This window comes from Cutibacterium sp., assembly GCF_030525615.1.
Lineage (GTDB): Bacteria > Actinomycetota > Actinomycetes > Propionibacteriales > Propionibacteriaceae > Cutibacterium.
In genome coordinates this window covers 177,220-193,375 of record NZ_JAUNEJ010000003.1, presented here as the reverse complement: position 1 = coordinate 193,375, position 16,156 = coordinate 177,220, and the positions used below count along the sequence as shown (strand labels likewise).

At 60.5% G+C, this 16,156-nt stretch carries 11 protein-coding genes and 2 pseudogenes; 3 read left to right on the top strand and 10 right to left on the bottom strand.

What is annotated here, in order from left to right:
* Nucleotides 1-43: 43 nt before the first annotated feature.
* The 3 genes and pseudogenes from Q4B98_RS06340 to Q4B98_RS06325 form a co-directional block, all read right to left on the bottom strand.
* Nucleotides 44-1,129 carry a glycosyltransferase gene (locus Q4B98_RS06340; RefSeq protein ID WP_303196277.1) on the bottom strand — a complete coding sequence of 362 codons (1,086 nt, stop codon included), beginning with the start codon at nucleotides 1,127-1,129 and terminating at the stop codon, nucleotides 44-46.
* Nucleotides 1,130-1,282: 153 nt separating this feature from the next.
* Nucleotides 1,283-2,533 (bottom strand): annotated as a pseudogene (locus Q4B98_RS10575) (O-antigen ligase family protein).
* Complete coding sequence (locus Q4B98_RS06325; RefSeq protein ID WP_303196274.1) at nucleotides 2,517-3,815, bottom strand: nucleotide sugar dehydrogenase; 1,299 nt, start codon at nucleotides 3,813-3,815, stop codon at nucleotides 2,517-2,519. The pseudogene Q4B98_RS10575 and the gene Q4B98_RS06325 overlap by 17 nt, the downstream one beginning before the upstream one ends.
* 161 nt (nucleotides 3,816-3,976) lie before the next feature.
* Between Q4B98_RS06325 and Q4B98_RS06320 the strand changes: the two genes are divergently transcribed.
* A complete protein-coding gene (locus tag Q4B98_RS06320) occupies nucleotides 3,977-4,738 on the top strand; it encodes a DeoR/GlpR family DNA-binding transcription regulator (protein WP_303196273.1) in 762 nt (253 codons plus the stop codon).
* Nucleotides 4,739-5,107: 369 nt separating this feature from the next.
* A complete protein-coding gene (locus Q4B98_RS06315) occupies nucleotides 5,108-6,058 on the top strand; it encodes a 1-phosphofructokinase family hexose kinase (RefSeq protein ID WP_303196272.1) in 951 nt (316 codons plus the stop codon).
* A gap of 286 nt (nucleotides 6,059-6,344) precedes the next feature.
* Here the strand turns inward: Q4B98_RS06315 and Q4B98_RS06310 are convergent, their stop codons facing one another.
* The 5 genes from Q4B98_RS06310 to Q4B98_RS06290 all read right to left on the bottom strand — a co-directional run bounded on the left by Q4B98_RS06310 (nucleotide 6,345) and on the right by Q4B98_RS06290 (nucleotide 12,430).
* On the bottom strand, nucleotides 6,345-7,946 hold the full coding sequence (locus tag Q4B98_RS06310; protein WP_303196386.1) for a peptide MFS transporter: 1,602 nt from the start codon (nucleotides 7,944-7,946) through the stop codon (nucleotides 6,345-6,347).
* A gap of 200 nt (nucleotides 7,947-8,146) precedes the next feature.
* Nucleotides 8,147-9,517, bottom strand: a complete 1,371-nt coding sequence (locus tag Q4B98_RS06305; protein WP_303196271.1) for an O-antigen ligase — start codon at nucleotides 9,515-9,517, stop codon at nucleotides 8,147-8,149.
* Between the two features lie 100 nt (nucleotides 9,518-9,617).
* Nucleotides 9,618-10,610: a Gfo/Idh/MocA family protein gene (locus Q4B98_RS06300; protein ID WP_303196270.1), complete on the bottom strand. Its 993-nt coding sequence runs from the start codon at nucleotides 10,608-10,610 to the stop codon at nucleotides 9,618-9,620.
* Entirely contained in the window at nucleotides 10,610-11,722 is a 1,113-nt protein-coding gene (locus tag Q4B98_RS06295) for a DegT/DnrJ/EryC1/StrS aminotransferase family protein (protein WP_303196269.1), read from the bottom strand. Before Q4B98_RS06295 ends, Q4B98_RS06300 begins: the two co-directional genes overlap by 1 nt.
* Before the next feature lie 90 nt (nucleotides 11,723-11,812).
* Nucleotides 11,813-12,430 (bottom strand): acyltransferase, encoded by a 618-nt coding sequence (locus tag Q4B98_RS06290; protein ID WP_303196268.1) that lies wholly within the window; start codon nucleotides 12,428-12,430, stop codon nucleotides 11,813-11,815.
* Nucleotides 12,431-12,604: 174 nt separating this feature from the next.
* On the opposite strand from Q4B98_RS06290, the gene Q4B98_RS06285 reads away from it, so the two are divergent.
* Nucleotides 12,605-13,384 carry a chain-length determining protein gene (locus Q4B98_RS06285; RefSeq protein WP_303196267.1) on the top strand — a complete coding sequence of 260 codons (780 nt, stop codon included), beginning with the start codon at nucleotides 12,605-12,607 and terminating at the stop codon, nucleotides 13,382-13,384.
* 313 nt (nucleotides 13,385-13,697) lie between these two features.
* Here Q4B98_RS06285 and Q4B98_RS06280 read toward each other — a convergent pair.
* A pseudogene (locus Q4B98_RS06280) lies at nucleotides 13,698-14,957 on the bottom strand (O-antigen ligase family protein); the annotation flags it as partial.
* A complete protein-coding gene (locus Q4B98_RS06275) occupies nucleotides 14,954-16,075 on the bottom strand; it encodes a glycosyltransferase (RefSeq protein ID WP_303196266.1) in 1,122 nt (373 codons plus the stop codon). The gene Q4B98_RS06275 and the pseudogene Q4B98_RS06280, both read right to left, overlap by 4 nt.
* Nucleotides 16,076-16,156: the final 81 nt, after the last annotated feature.

Sequence of the window (16,156 nt, the reverse complement as noted above, 5' to 3'; positions counted from 1 at the left end):
CTCTCTGATGTTGACAACTTGCAACCGTCCGACCGGTACCGTCTCAGGCTATCCGACTCTCGGCATCCGCGATGGTCTGTCGATATGCCTCCTCCATGAGATCCAAGCTGTGCTGCCAGGAATACTCCCTGACGACATGTTCCCGACCAGCCGTTCCCATCCGATGACGAAGGTCCACGTCATCGACCAGATGGTTGAGCGCTTCTGCACTAGCGAGGACATCACAAGTGGGTACCACGAAACCAGTAACACCCTCATTGACGACTTCAGCGGGGCCATCCGCATCGCTCACCACGACTGGGAGACCGCACGCGCCGGCCTCGATGATTGCCACACCGAAGGACTCCGATGTGGTGGAGAGGGCTGCAAAGACGTCCAGGCTAACGAGAGCATCTCTCACTTGGTCATGCGGGATGGCCCCAGCAAACTCCACGGACCCGTCCGGGACAAGACGTGCCGCCAAAGATTTGAGGCTCTCCTCCTCCGTGCCCGAACCCCAAATGTGCAGGCTCGTCGCCGGATGCTCGTCGTGAACGCGACTGTAGGCACGGATGAGCTCCCCGATGCCGTACTTGGCGTAGAGGGCCTTGACCGTGCCGATTCGTACGACGGAACCATCTTTTGGTACGTCCGATGGCGTCAGAGCATCCGTATCGACGCCAAAAGGGGTGATCGAAATTGGCCGGTCATTGCCCATAAGTTCTTGGGTGACCTTGGCCATGCAACGGCTAGTCGATGCGATACGGGTCGCAGCAGCCAAGTTCCCCCTGACCATCCGCCTCATGAGCGGGTTCTTCGGCGAGTCGTATACGTCACTGCCCCACACCGATAGCAGGGTTGGAGCGTCAAATTTGGCCAGTCGACCGAGCAGCCCATACCCAGTTGCATAGTGCACGTTGATGATGTCGGGCCGGATTCTGTCTGCCAAGGAATGCAGCCACCTGGCATTGACGACGTATCGCGTCTTACCAGGGTGCGGAGCCAAGTGCAGGCAGACTTTTGTATCGATCGCGTGAATCCCTGCCGGATGAACGGAGGCTAAGTGGACTTCATGTCCTCGACCGGAAAGCCCGTTAACCCATCGCACGGTGTGAATCGAGGACGCCGCACTGACGATAAGTACTCGCACGCTTCCTCCTTCTGCCGACCCAATGCCATTACGCAGATCAGCTGGCGCCAGCCTATCGTGAAACCGGCACCTCAACCGCTAAGGGAGTGCCGTCCCAAGCTATCTTGTTTCCCACCTCCACGGAGTCTTCGCACAGATAGGAATCTCTCAGCACTAAAAGTCCCAACCCGCACCGTTCAACGGTTGCCCTCTGTCAACGCTGTGAGCAGTACCGCGGACTAGGACTGCCGCGCACAATAACCACGGGAGCTGCGTCACCGACTGAACAAGATATGTGCTGTTGGCCGGCGACAACACCGGCATGACGATCAGCAGGAAACTATGCCCCACACCCAACACACTGCCAGCATGGCGGTAACGATGAGGCCATACTGGGACGCAATTTCAAGGACCACGTTATGGGGGGTCAGTCTTGCCATGTGTGAACCGCCGCCGCGGGTGATCCATGATCGCGGCCCGGAATCCGCCCGGTCCGGCCCCGAACAGCGGATGTGCGACAACAAGAGCTAATCCGCCGGCAAGCAGAGCTGTACGAACTGCGAATGACGACGGCCCCTCATTGTTATGCTGCAAAAGCACGCCTACGAACCTGTGTCACGTCAACCCGGCATGTTGGACCCGACATGTCGACGATGCACCACGACTATTACTGCGGCCTCAACGAGGGTCAGCGTCGACAACATCCAGCGCCACCTCGGCACCGCCCAAAGACACACACCCAACGCTGTAAGAAGGGCAATGTACACAAGTTGGCTACCGGTCGCCGCAACTAAACCCGCGCCAGCGATGGTCGTCACGACCGCAGCAGCACACACCAAACGGGACTGTTCACCGACGCCGACAACCCCAACCAACACAAGTCCAACAGTCAAGAAGACTGCATTTCGTCAACCACGCAGCCGGTGCGCGATAGAGTCCGGGATGATTGCGCCACACGCCAGAGATATAAGTGTCGAGCTGCTGACCCGTGAATATCTCCCACACCGCCACCGGGGCACCCATCCAGATGACTACCGCCCACGATCACGCAACGCTCTGAGCCGAGTGATATGCCCGTCAACAATGAGTCGCGACACTGCCCATGCGCTGACAAGCGCAAGGCAAGAACCAACAAGGCTCGACAGTTCTCGCGACGACCTCAGCTGAGCTGCGCCGACCAGACCCACCGTTCCCCAGACAACGGCAATGACGACAATTGCGGCGATACCACGGCCCATTCGCCACACCACAGTAGGGCGAATCCAACCCACCAGAGGACAGCCCGCAAGAGCGGCGGTAAGGACCCGATAGGAAAAATAGGCCCAACCCCGGCCTCGACCCCAGAAGGGCCGAGGCCGGGAGAAATGCCAGGAGTATCCCCGCGATGCGGGCGAGAACGCCGCCCGAGTCAGGCCTCCCCGTCACCGACAACGATGACCTTGACACCATCCCACTTGGCCGGGTCGACGACGTGACGACCATCAACGAGAACCTTGATACCCGGGAGATCGGCCGGGGACAGTTCGGCGTATTCGGGGTGGTCGGCCTGCAGCAGGGCACCGTCGACGGACTCCCCGAGGTGATAAGCCTTGAAGCCGAACTTGGCGAGCTCCTCGTCGGTGAACATCGGGTCATGAACGCTGACGTCAGCGCCCGCCTTAGCCAAGATCTCGACGGTCGGGAAGACACCGGAGAATGCCGTCTCCTTAACCTTGCCGCGGTAGGAGGCCCCCAAGACGACAACCTTCTTGCCGGACAGGTCACCCAGCACCGACGAGGCCTGGTCGACACAGTACTGCGGCATCGTCATATTGGCTTCGCGAGCGGTACGGACGATGGTGGCGTCCGGGTCGGTCCACAGATAAAGGCGCGGGTAGACCGGAATGCAATGGCCACCGACGGCGATACCAGGACGGTGGATGTGAGAGTACGGCTGCGAGTTGCAGGCATCGATGACCTTGTAGACGTCAATGCCGTTGGCGGCAGCGTACTTGCCGAACTGATTGGCCAGGCCGATGTTGACGTCGCGGTACGTGGTCTCGGCGAGCTTGGCCATCTCAGCGGCCTCGGCGGTGCCCATGTTCCACACACCGTTGGCGCGCGGCAGGTCATCGCGATCGTCGAAGTCGAGGACCTGTTGGTAGAACTCGATACCCTTGGCAGTGCCCTCGTCGTTCAGGCCGCCGACAAGCTTCGGGTAGCGACGCAGGTCAGCGAAGACACGACCGGTAAGGACGCGCTCCGGGGAGAAGACGAGGTGGAAGTCCTTACCCTCGGTTAGTCCGGAAATCTCCTCGATCATCGGCTTCCAACGATTGCGGGTCGTACCGACTGGCAGGGTGGTCTCGTAGGAAATGAGGGTGCCAGGGGTGAGGTGCTCGGCCAGCGACTTGGTGGCGGCCTCCATCCAGCCGAAGTCCGGCTCCCAGGTCTCATCGTTGACGAACAGCGGGACGACAATGACGATCGCGTCGGCGCCCGGAATCGCCTTCGAGTAATCGGTGGTGGCGCTGAGCTTGCCAGCCGGGACAAGCTTCTTCAGCTTCTCATCGAGGAAGGCCTCACCAGGGAAGGGCTCGTTACCCTTGTTGACCTCGTCCACGACGCGCTGCTGTACGTCGACGCCGATGACGTCGTGACCCTTCTCTGCGAACTGCACGGCCAGGGGAAGCCCGATCTTGCCCATGGCGACGACGGCAATTTTCATTCCTGAACTCCTTGGGATTCGCGGATACTCCGTCAGTCTATCCGGGAGGGCCACCATTAATGGGTTCGTGTTATGCTCACGCCATCACAGTCAGCCCACATGACGCGCCTGACTAGGGGTTCCCTTGGTCACGCTGGCTGACTTTTACGTGAGGAGGGCCGGTGTACCCCGCCGAGAGACACAAGTGGCTCATCAACACCGCCCGTGAAATTGGTCGAGTGTCGGTGTCTGAGGCGTCAGCCGCCCTGGGAGTCGTCCCGGAGACCATTCGCCGCGATCTGGACCAACTATGCAGCCAGAAAATGCTGCGGCGCGTGCATGGCGGGGCTATCCCAATCGAGTTTGACCTGCTGGGGGACCAGCCCCTTAACACCCGTGATTCCTCCGCAGTCACTCAGAAGGAACAGATCGCCCGGGCCGCGTTGCCCCAGCTGCCATCTGACAACGGGTCCATCATCCTCGACGCCGGTTCCACGACGGGACGACTTGCCGCGATCATCCCGTCCACAAGGCGTTTCACCGTTTTCACGAACTCATCGCCGATCGCCAGCACGGTGGCCACGCACAGCTCATGCGACGTACACCTACTAGGCGGGCGACTGCGCCCCACCACCCAGGCCACCGTTGGGAATGTCGACGCTCTTTCCCGACTGCGAGTCGACGTCGCGTTCATGGGCACCAACGGCATCTCCGTCGATCATGGTTTCTCCACCCCGGACGCCGACGAGGTCGCGACCAAGGCGGCGATGATCGCGAGTGCCCACCACGTCGTCGTGTTGGCCGACTCCCGAAAAATGGGAGCGGAGTCGACGATGAGATTCGCGGAGTTGGGTGACGTGGACGTCATCATCACTGATTCCGGAGTGTCCCCCCAACAGGTCGAAATGCTGCAGAAGTCCGGCGTCGAGATCGTCATCGCCTAAGGTCGCCCTGGCCAGCGTCCGCCCCATCACGCCCGCTCTCGAGACGTACCCGCACCGTGTGTGGTGTTTAGGTTTCTGACATCGACACGTGCAACCCCACGTCGCACCATCCCTATTCGCGAACCCAATCGCCACACAAGCGGCTGGAATTTGCCCGCCGGCCAGACGACCACGCCTCTCGCCGCACTCACACGACCCTCGGCGCAGTCACGCCTATCGCCACAGTCACAACATCGCCACACCCTCAAATGTCTGATTTACTGTGTTGTTGTTGCTTTATCTGTGCGCGGTTTAGAGTGTCACACATCCCGACATTGTGTAGTCACTCAGCCCCGAGGGACCGTTGGGGGAAGCGACGAAGGAGTCCACGTGATCGTCACCGTCACGCTCAACCCGAGCATTGACCGCACTGCGTCCTTACCTGGACCGCTGCAGCGCGGACAGGTGAACCGACTCGGCAATTCCACCGAAGTTGCCGCTGGTAAGGGAGTCAACATCTCCCGAGTCCTCTGCGGAGCAGGGGTCGACACCTGCGCCGTGGTACCGGCAGCGACCAAAGACCGACTCGTCATCGGTCTTACCAACGACGAGATCCCACACGTCGCCGTTCCGATCTCGGCACCGGCAAGGACTAACCTCACCATCACCGAACCCGACGGCACCACAACCAAGATCAACCAACCCGGCCCCACTCTCACCGCCGACGAGCTGACCGCGATTGAGGACACCATCCTCGCGACATCGACCAACGCCGAATGGGTTGTTCTGTCCGGTTCTCTACCCCCCGGCGTCCCGTCGGACTGGTACGCCACCATGACCCGCAGACTGCACATGACCGGCGTCAAAGTCGCCGTCGACACCTCGGACAAGCCCCTGCATGAACTGTCTGGGAAGCTCCCCGAGGCAGCCCCCGATCTCGTCAAGCCCAACTCTGTCGAGCTCGGTCAGCTCTGCGGAATCGACGGCGACTCCCTCGAGCATTCCGCCGCGCAGGGCCACTTTGACGACATTGTCACTGCCGCCCGACATCTGCACGGCATTTCCGAGGTATTGGTCACTCTCGGCGGAGCAGGAGCTTTGCTCGTCACCGAAACCGACGCATGGCACGCCTGGCCGGACCCGATCACGGTGAAATCAACGGTCGGCGCCGGAGACTCTTCCTTGGCCGGATTCTTACTGGCTCGTACCCACGGAGACCAGCCCACCAGCTGCCTGCGTACTGCCGTTGCTTGGGGCACGGCTGCCGCAGCCCTACCGGGATCAACTACGCCAACCCGTTCCCAGGCTGACGCTATCCACGTCAACCTGACCCGCCTGTGAGGTGCGCCTTCATCAGCCGAGCTGGTATTCCCTGACCTCTCTACCGCTGCGAAACACGCGTAGCCAAGCCACCCCCTGCATTTTCCGAGGTTTGGTACCCGGCGTGACCCACGACACTGGTGGAATATCGGTTTCAGAACCCGTCGGCTACCACGTGAGATGGCACGGGAAGCAGCCACCAACCTGATTACCACACGCGGTGGCAGTATCCCCTGAAAACCCAACCTGATCGGCACAACCGCCACCACACTTAGGACCCGCCCCACTAAGCGGGACCCCAGGCAGATCAGTGACCTTCCCCTCGTGGCTCGCCTGCGGTCTCCTCCTCGCCCCCGCTGTCGACATCCTCCATCTTTGCCTGAGTCCACGGGGCGATCACGAAGAGCGCAACCGCAACGACGATCGTCACGATCCCCAAGCCGTAGTAAAACGCCACATCGCCGAGGTTTTTGGTGCGCTCGATCGTCACCGATGCCAGGCCCTGACCGCACGCCGCTGCCAGCAGCCACAGGGTCATGTTCTGGGAGGCGAACTTCTTCGGGGCCAGCTTGGTGGCTGTCGACAGCCCAATCGGATTCATGAACAGCTCAGCGACGGTCTGGATAACGAAGACGACGGCCAGGAACCACCACGGAGCGAGGTTGTCCCCGCCCGGCCAATTCTGGAAGCCGAACCCCATCATGACGGCACTCAGGCCGATGATTAATACCGAGATCGCGAACTTCTGCGGAGTGTTGGGGAACTTCCCCTCCCGTCTCCGGAACCACATACCCAACAACCCCGCGAGAATAAGCACCGCCGCCGGGTTAATCATCTGATACTGCTCGGGCTTGAGAAGGGCGGAGCCGGCAATGTGACCGTCGGTGTTGTCCTTGGCAAACGTGGCCATCTTTCCCGCCGCCTGCTCAAAGATCATCACGAAGAGCACCTGGCCGACCCACAATGGGACGAAGGCCCACAGATGACCACGCTCCCGTGCGGTCACCTTCGGAGAACGGAACATCGTCACGAAGTAGCCCAGGGATGTCACTGTGGCGAAGGTGAACAAGGAATAAGCGATCGCCGAGGTCCACTCACCCAGCAGAGCATTGAACCCAATCAGCAGCACAACACCAATCGCGATGATTCCGAGGGCTTTCGGCACCATGCGGCGTCCCTCACCCGGGGCGAGCGGGTTAGGAATGTCAAAGGCAAATTCGCGCAGCTTGGAACGGCCATGGAAAAAGGCCACGAGGGCCAGGGCCATACCGATGGCCGCTGCAATAAACCCGACGTGGTAGCCGTAGTGGTCCTTGAGCAGACCGGTAATGAGCGGAGCGAACAGGGAGCCGATGTTGATCGACATGTAGAAGTACAGGAAGCCCTGGTCGCGGCGCGGATCACCGTCGTCGTAGAGACCACCAACCACGGTCGACAGATTTGGCTTGATGAAACCAGTACCGATGGCGATACAGACTAGGCCAATCCACGACGTCACCACCTGCGGTATCGCCAGGATGACGTGACCCGTCATGATGATGAGTCCACCCCACAGGGTAGAGACCCACGGGCCAAGGATTCTGTCAGCAAAAATGCCGCCGGGAATTGTCATCAGCAGCACCGCAGCGCCGTAGGAGGCCATGACCACCTGACCAGCATTGACGGGTAGCCCGAGGCCACCGTTTGCCAGGGTGTCAGTGATGAAGTACACGAGGATGGCCCTCATCCCGAACCAGGAGAACCGCTCCCACATCTCCACCTGGAGCATCCACGGCAGCCCACCGGGATGACCGAGGAATGATGTGTCCTCACGCGAGGGGCCGGTCACAAGGTGTTTGGGTCTGAAACCCCTTGCCCTTCCAGCTGCGGTGACGCCTTCAGCATCCGCGTCGAGCGGCTCAAGGGACATCTCGTTCTTTTCCTTTCCCATGTTCGGGGCGTCACGAATCCGATACTCCCAATGTTTGGGCGCGGCTCCGGTCTCCATCGCCGGGCGACGACATCGTCGCAAACATGGATTGTATACCCATTCAGCCTACTGCATAGCTGCGCTATTTTGCTGGCGAGCCACTAACTCATCACAGAAAACCCTGTGATTATCCGCACAAGTCAGCCCTTAACATGCAATTCCCTGTGTGGATCTTTCGCCCACCCTGAGGTTGTCACGAGCCGACACACAACCAGGGTGAAGACCCACCAGAACAGCGCGACCGGGAAGTTCTTGATGAGGTAGGTGTCCATGAAAAAGGCCGGGATCGTCGCAAGCACCCCGAGACACAGCACCGTCGATTCTCCGCGAATCCCCTTGACACACACTGCGATGACGGTACCCACGGACACCAACACCAAGGCGAGTCCAATCAGGCCCAGCTCCCCCAGAACTTGAGCAAACAGACTGTGCGCGTGGGGAAGGGTGTACCCGTATAGGGTCTGGCGCATCCCGTGGGAGGACCTCGGCATGAAAGTGGATTCAACGGCGAACCACGGCCAGATGGTCCCATAGCCGGTTCCCGTCAAAAGACGTCCCGGCGACTCGACGACGACCCGTCCTGCCAAGGCCCAGGTCTTAGCCCGGTCTGGGTCTACCAAAGACCCCGTCCGGACCGTCGTGAGGAGCCATGTGGCGGCTGCGGCGAGCACTGTCCCTACGCTTACCAAGATAACCCACTGTTTACGGCTGCGGCGGCCAGGCCCGAAAAGCACCACACCGACGATGAAGAGGGCCAAGCAAATCATTCCGGCACGCGATCCGGAGGCGGCTAAACAGGCCACATGACTGACACCGGCCGCACTCGAAATTCCCCGGTGATAGTTCCGGATGACAGCGTCGACGGCAACAGCCAAGGCGAGTATCAACACCACGTGACAGACGGCGGCCCCACCGAGCTTGGTGGCGACTCGCCAACCCGTCGTATGACCTGCCACGTACTGGTTGACAAGTGCAATGGGGTTCGCGATCGCCATCAGCATGGACAGTCGCCACACAGCTGCCTTGAGGTTCTCCGCTGCAAGAAGCCGACACGCGAAGACTGCAACGAGAATTGTCACCGTCGCCTCGGCCAAGGGAACGACGAGTGTATAGAGCGGCAGCCCCCTGATGATCCCCATGGAATCGTCATAGATGACGTGGTCGTGGAAGGGAATCGACACAGCAGCCCAGGCCAGCAAGGCGAGGAAACTGCACACCACTATGGTGAGGGGGCCGGACCATTCACCAGACGTCGGTGTCCCCCGTACATCCCTCATGATGCACAACACCTCCAACACCACAGCAGCCGCCCCAAAGAGCGGAAGCATGAGTGGGCAGGCACCATTGTCAAACAATGGCCGGTTGACCGTGGCATAGGTGCAGGCGAGGAAAAGGGATGCGACGACGGCCTCGGCCGCCCCGCTCAACCATTGGTCGGGGTCGCTCGAGCGTAATGACGTCACGACCCGCAAGCCGTCAAGTGATTCGCAGTGACCAAAGATGTCAGGCATTCTACCTGTGAACTCGGGCACGACTCAGGTGCCCAGAATGCGCCGGTAAGCGCAATCGGGCCGGGCCTTGACGGCCCGGCCCGATGATGACCGCTAGGTGTCAGGAGATCTTGATGAACTCGCCGGTGGCGGCGGAGTCAATCATCGCCTCGCACACCTGGACGACCTTGGCGCCCTGGGCCATCGTCACGATGTCGGACTCCTTACCTAGCACGGCGTCACGGAAGTTCTCGTGCTCGGTGCGCAGCGGCTCAGGCTTGGGAATAGCGAACCTGGTGACGTCACCCTCGGCAACACCACGGAAGTTGGCGATGTCGTCCCACACCGTCGCAACCTTGGCGTTGGAGTAGAAGGTGAGGTCAGCGGTCAGAGTGTCCGCGACGAACATACCCTTCTCGCCGGTGACGTAGGTGCGACGCTCCTTCGTCGGGGTCAGCCAGTTGACGAGGTGGTTACTCATCAACCCACCAGAGAGCTGGCAGGTCGCCGAGACCATGTCTTCGTAGTCGCGGCCAGCCTTAAACATGGTGCGGGCGGCGACCAACTCGAACTCGCGCTGGGTAACCCATGCGGTGAGGTCGATGTCGTGGCTGGCGAGGTCCTTGACGACGCCAACGTCGGCGATACGCGCCGGGAACGGACCCTGACGACGGGTGGCCACCTGGTAGAGGTCCCCGAGGTCACCGTTCTCTAGACGCTTGCGCAGCGACTGCAGGGCCGGGTTGTAGCGCTCAATGTGGCCGACGGCACCGACGAGTCCCCTGCTCTCGAAAGCCTCGGCCAGACGAGTGGCGGCGGCAGTGTCGTAAGCCAGCGGCTTCTCGATGAGGGCGTGAACCCCCGCCTCGGCCAGCTTCAGACCAATCTCCTCATGAAACTTGGTCGGGGCGGCGACGACGCAGTAGTCGACTCCAGCCTCAATGACCGCATCGACATCAGGCAGGACAGGAAGGTCCCCGGCAACCCCGAACGGGTCCTTGCCAGAGGCATCCGCAATCGCAACCAGGTCCACGCCGTCGATGGCGCGCAGGTTGCGGACGTGGTTCTTGCCCATCGAGCCGATGCCGACCATGCCGGCGCGCAGATTCGTCATCAGGCACCTGCCTTCGCACAAGCATTGACAGCAGCGACGATGCGCTCAAGGTCAGCTTGGGACAGCGAGGGGTGGACCGGCAACGAGACGCACTCGGCGGCAACTTTCTCGGTGTTCGGCAGCTCAAGGCCCGGAGCGTACGGGGCCAGCGAAGGCAGACGGTGGTTCGGGATCGGGTAGTAGACGCCCGAGCCGACCTGGTGTTCCTCCTTCAGCGCGGTAACGAAGCGGTCACGCTCCTCGCCGGTGGCTCCCTCGAGACGAATCGTGTACTGGTGGTACACGTGTACGTACCCCTCCGGGACGGTGGGGGTAACGGCCTCGGTGATGTTCTCGGACAGGAAAGCCGCATTCTCCTGACGGGTCTTCGTCCAGCCGGCCAGCTTGGTGAGCTGGACCCGGCCGATGGAGGCGTGGATGTCGGTCATGCGGTTGTTGAGACCGACGTACTCGTTGGCGTAGCGCTTCTCCATGCCCTGATTACGCAGCATGGCAGCCCTGCGAGCCACCTCGGGGTCGGAGGTAGTAATCATGCCGCCCTCACCCGAGGTCATGTTCTTGGTCGGGTAGAAGGAGAATGCGCCGAAGGTACCGAACGTACCGACGTGCTTGCCATCAATGCTGGCGGCGTGGGCCTGGGCGCAGTCCTCGAAAACTTTGAGACCGTGCTTCTCGGCGATCTTGAGGATCTCTGGCATGTTGGCTGGCAGACCGTAGAGATGTACTGGCATGATCGCGGCGGTCTTGTCAGTAATAGAGGCCTCAATGGAGGCCGGGTCCAGGTTGAACGTCACCGGGTCGACGTCGGCGAAGACCGGCTTGGCACCCGACAAGGCAACCGAGTTGCCAGTGGCAGCGAAGGTGAAGGAGGGGACGATAACCTCGTCGCCTTCACCGATACCGGAGGCCAGCAGACCAATGTGGAGGGCCGAGGTACCCGCATTGACGGCCACACAGTGGACCCCGTCGACAACCTGGGAGGAAAACTCCTCCTCGAAGGCGTGGACCTGCGGACCCTGAGCGACCATGCCGGAGGCGATGACCTCGTCGACGGCCTTGCGCTCGTCGTCACCGAGAATCGGCTTGGCGGCTGGAATGAACTGGGCAGTCACGTTGAAAGCTCCTAACTGTTCGGACGGATAGTCCGGTTTGTGGGCGCCGTGGCACCCACGGAAGGGTACTTGGATTGGGGGATGACGGCCTCACGCCTGCTCACCCTCGCTGACGAGGGTCAGCGTGTCGGTCTCGGGGTCCTCGACGAACCGGTCACCGGTACGCGAGTCAATCCACTTGTTCTCACCATCAGGATCCAGCGGGAAGCCAGAACGACCCACCCACTTGATACGACGAGCCGGAACACCAGCGACCAAAGCATATGCCGGGACATCCTTCGTGACGACTGATCCGGCAGCCACCGTCGCCCATTCGCCAATAGTGACGGGGGCGACGCACACCGAGCGGGCACCGATGGCGCTGCCGCGTTTGCAGGTCACACCCACCTGCTCCCAGTCGTCAGCCGACTTGAGGGAGCCGTCAGGGTTGATGGCGCGCGGGAAGTGGTCATTGGTGAGAACCACCGCCGGGCCGATGAAGACCCCATCCTCTAATTTCGCGGGCTCATAGACCAGCGCGTAATTCTGGATCTTGCAGTTGTCGCCGACGTGGACACCCTCGCCAATGTAGGCACCCCGGCCCACCACGACGTTGCGTCCGAGCACAGCTTCGCTGCGGACTTGGGAGAGGTGCCAAATCGACGAACCGTCGCCGATGGTCACACCGTCGTCCAGATCGGCGGTGTCGATGATCCGTGGTTCACCCATATGGGACGCCTTTCATGCCGGTTGCATCGGGTCCAGCGTACTCGCGCCGGGCACCACTACCATTAACCCCCGCGCCATCGCGACCGAACTTGTCGCAAGAAGACCACTCGAAAAGCCCGCACTCCCCCTGAATATCATCGGTTCCCTCCTCTACCCTGTGTACCATTCACTGACGTGAGCAACCTCCCACCAGAACCCCCGGCCGCGGACTCTGAGTCCACTAAACCTGAGCGCGATGCCACCGCAGCAGCGCCCCGAAATGCCGGCAGTAGGAATCAGCCCGTCGACCTACTCGGGTTCCTCAAGGGGTTGGCACAACACTGGCTGGCCGGCTTGATTACTTTCGTCATCGTCGCTGGCATCCTCGTGGGTTATTCCGCCATTTTTGCCCCCAAGGATAATGTTGGTTCAATCGCTGCCCATGGACACGTAATGGCCACCCTTCCGGAACCTAGCACCGAGGCCCAGGCGACCATCGAGTCTGCCGCTGTCCAGACAATCATGACCAACTACCAAGCACTCACCACTCCTGATCCCATCATTACCGCAGCCCTCAACTATCTTCATGACGGCACCACTGCCGAGGACCTCAAAAAAGCGGCGTCGACCTACTGGGGCGGAGGAGGAACGGTCATCGCCATCTACGCGACGGGAACCACGGAAGACCAGGCAGTTCAACGTGCCAACGCCTATGCTCGTGCCTTCACCGAGAAAGCGAACGACCTGGTCCCGAGTCCGGTCGCTGGCCTCCCGCAGCCAAAACTGACGATCCTTGGGCCAGCTTTCCCGTCGGACCCGAACCCGGCACCTCCAGAAAACGCCGACGACGGCACCAAGCTCGCCTCCGAGTTCTCGTCCCCGATTGTGGGGGTGGCCGCCGGAGTGGTTCTCGGACTGGTTGTCATGGGAATCCTGGAATATCGCTCCTCACGCCGCTCCAGGGCTAACAACTGACCAAACGGTGCATACCGCACCACCGGGGCGGGACGAACCCAGTACGCTTCATCCTCCCGCTTGGCCTACACCGAGCCTTGTGCTGTCCAGATGGCTGCCACACTGGGAGGGTGGTGGCGTCGCGCGAAAGCCTTCATAAGCCTTCATACGCGACCCACGGTATCGGCACCATCACGACAGTCACCGATAACGGCCCGTGGCAGGCCAGCTACATGTTCCATCCATGCTGGCCGGCGAAGGCGTTACCCATGAATTCGCCCCCACTGCCCACAGGCGTAAGCAAGGTCATGCGCAACTACACCTAGCCGGTCCGATTTGCTAGGACAGTCTCTGCAGTGATGCAGCTGGCGGCAACGAGATAGAGCCAGATCACGTGATATCGCAGGCTAGAAGACGGGATGATTCCAAGGACCGGAAGAAGTATGACAACGGTCAGTCCAAAAGCAGCCTGCCAGTCCACAGCGGGACGGCGTGGCAGGAATCCCTTGACCAAAATCCACAGCCAGCACACCACGAAGAGAACCATCGCCAGGATCCCGTAGTCGAGCACCAGTTCCAACAACAGGTTGTGAGGATCCATCAAAAGACCTCCGAAACGAGCCGCCGCCTCGTCCTTGTATTCCGACAGAGACCCGTACCCAAATAAGAGAGATATTGGATCGCTCATAATCATGCTCACCGCGTTGACCATGATCCTCCCCCTCACCGCCGTTGAGTGATCCTGGATATAGGGGCTCATCCACAACCCAACCCCGGCCACGATGGCCAAGGCGGTACCCCAGAAGAACGCCCTCACCCCCATGGCCGCGTCATGAAGACGACGGATATTTAGGATGACCAGCAGCACCACCGCGCACATACATCCCAGTAAGGCTCCACGAGAGCCTCCCACCAAGATCATCCCGAAACATGTCACCAGAGCGAACACTCGGCCCAGAGTGACCATTCCTTGCCTCGGGTCAAACCACATCCTGGCCAGCAGGGCTGTGAACAGCATGGTCATGACGATGCCATAGTCGTTGTAGTTGGGGTACGTCGCAGTGACAATCCACCTGCTCTTCGAGACCGCTGAAACTGTGTTGGCTCCTGGATAGAGCAGTGGGAGAAGCTTGACGCCGGTGAGTATCTCCCCCAAGCCGATAAGCCAGACCATGATGGCCCCCCAGTACAACCCCGAAAGTGCTTGCCGGGCCGTCCTGCCGGGTTCAGCGGAGCGAAATACCGCCAAGGTGAACCCCACAACAGCAAGCATGATAACGGCGCTGTTGCCGGTGCTAACGAGAAGACTCGGATGGAACACCACCACGGCAATCACAGCGGCAGCCATACAACAAACCTCGAGAGCAGCCAGCGGTCCAACCTTGAGACTGGAACGATACCTTTTCTGCACAAGCAGGACAGCCCAAGGCACGACGAGAAGCAGAATGAAGCTCATCGGCAACCGCATGATGAGCAATGCTGCAACAATACTCAACCACGTGCCGGTTGTGGACGTAGCCGCCACGGCTCGGTGCGAAACCACCTGCGGCACCGCCGTGGACTCCGACGCCGCCGCAGGGCTAACCGCACTCATCGTCGATCCACCGCCGCCAAGGCATCAGAGAGCTGCTCCACACGAGCCGTCCACGTGTGCTTACTGCGGGCCGCCATCACATGCTCGCGAGCCGTGTCGATGTGGTCCGGATGCTCCACAAGGTCCTTCAACAGCTCAACAAACTCATCAACCGAGGCCTTCACCGTCCACCCGGTCCGATCACGAGAAACCACATCGCCGACGAAGGTGTTCTCCGTTGCAATAATCGGCTTGCCGTTGCCGACGTATTCGAAAAACTTGAGGGGGGCTGCAAAATCGCGGTATTCGTGCGGGGCCATAGCTAACACCGCCACATTTGCTGCAGCGAAATAGGGCTCAAGTTCCTTCTTACCATTCGCGTGGACGACCTTGATATTGCCGGTCATGAAAGGCTCGTAATCTTTGCGAGCCTGCTCCCACTCCTTGGGCCGAGTACAGATTGTCAGAGATGCCTCAGGAACCTTCGACACCGCCTCACAGAACGCTCTCAAATCGTAAAGGACTCCCAACCCACCAACGTAAAACAATGACAGCGGAGAGGACGGGGTGGCTTCCGGGGACTCAATGATGTCGTGACCGGGGGGAAGAGCCACCTTGCGCACCCGATCACCAACGTCAACCCAGTCCCCCATTCGCAGCGAAGGAAGGAAGAGTACATCGAGACACTGTCGATAGGCGAACAGGTCGTAGCGGTACATCGCTTGGGCAACAAGCTGTTTAGCCTTCGGAACTCCCTTACCGTAGATCGGGAACTTCCAGTACACATCTCGGTAGAACAAGCCAACCGGGATACCGTGGCGGCGCACATGAAAGAGGAATGTGAAGTCCTCAAATGGATGGGTCGGCAAGTGATGTGGCTCAGTGAGGGCTGTCGGCATCGTAGACGACTCCGAGTAGCAAAACTCGAATCGCGTGCCGGCCCTGACCGCCTCCATAACAACCTTCATCTGGCGGCACCGCTGGGCTGCGTTTCCCGCCACCAACCAGACCTCTCCCCACTCGGTCAGCGCCTTAAACATCGCTACCGCTCGTTTTTGGCCACCAAATGTGGTGCCCGGGTTGAGTGGGTATGGCACATGGTAGATACAGCGTCGGACCTCACGGTCAGTGCACGACATGACTAATCCTCCGATCCACCGGGCACTTCATGCCAAACGGTACCCGAGACGCTTCCCGCAGGGGACATCCACCACACATGG

Excerpts from the sequence above, each read along its gene's own strand:
- Q4B98_RS06325 (WP_303196274.1), bottom strand. The coding sequence starts at position 3,815 with ATGAAAATTGCCGTCGTCGCCATGGGCAAGATCGGGCTTCCCCTGGCC.
- Q4B98_RS06310 (WP_303196386.1), bottom strand. The coding sequence starts at position 7,946 with ATGTCCCTTGAGCCGCTCGACGCGGATGCTGAAGGCGTCACCGCAGCT.
- Q4B98_RS06305 (WP_303196271.1), bottom strand. The coding sequence starts at position 9,517 with ATGCCTGACATCTTTGGTCACTGCGAATCACTTGACGGCTTGCGGGTC.
- Q4B98_RS06300 (WP_303196270.1), bottom strand. The coding sequence starts at position 10,610 with ATGACGAATCTGCGCGCCGGCATGGTCGGCATCGGCTCGATGGGCAAG.
- Q4B98_RS06290 (WP_303196268.1), bottom strand. The coding sequence starts at position 12,430 with ATGGGTGAACCACGGATCATCGACACCGCCGATCTGGACGACGGTGTG.
- Q4B98_RS06275 (WP_303196266.1), bottom strand. The coding sequence starts at position 16,075 with ATGTCGTGCACTGACCGTGAGGTCCGACGCTGTATCTACCATGTGCCA.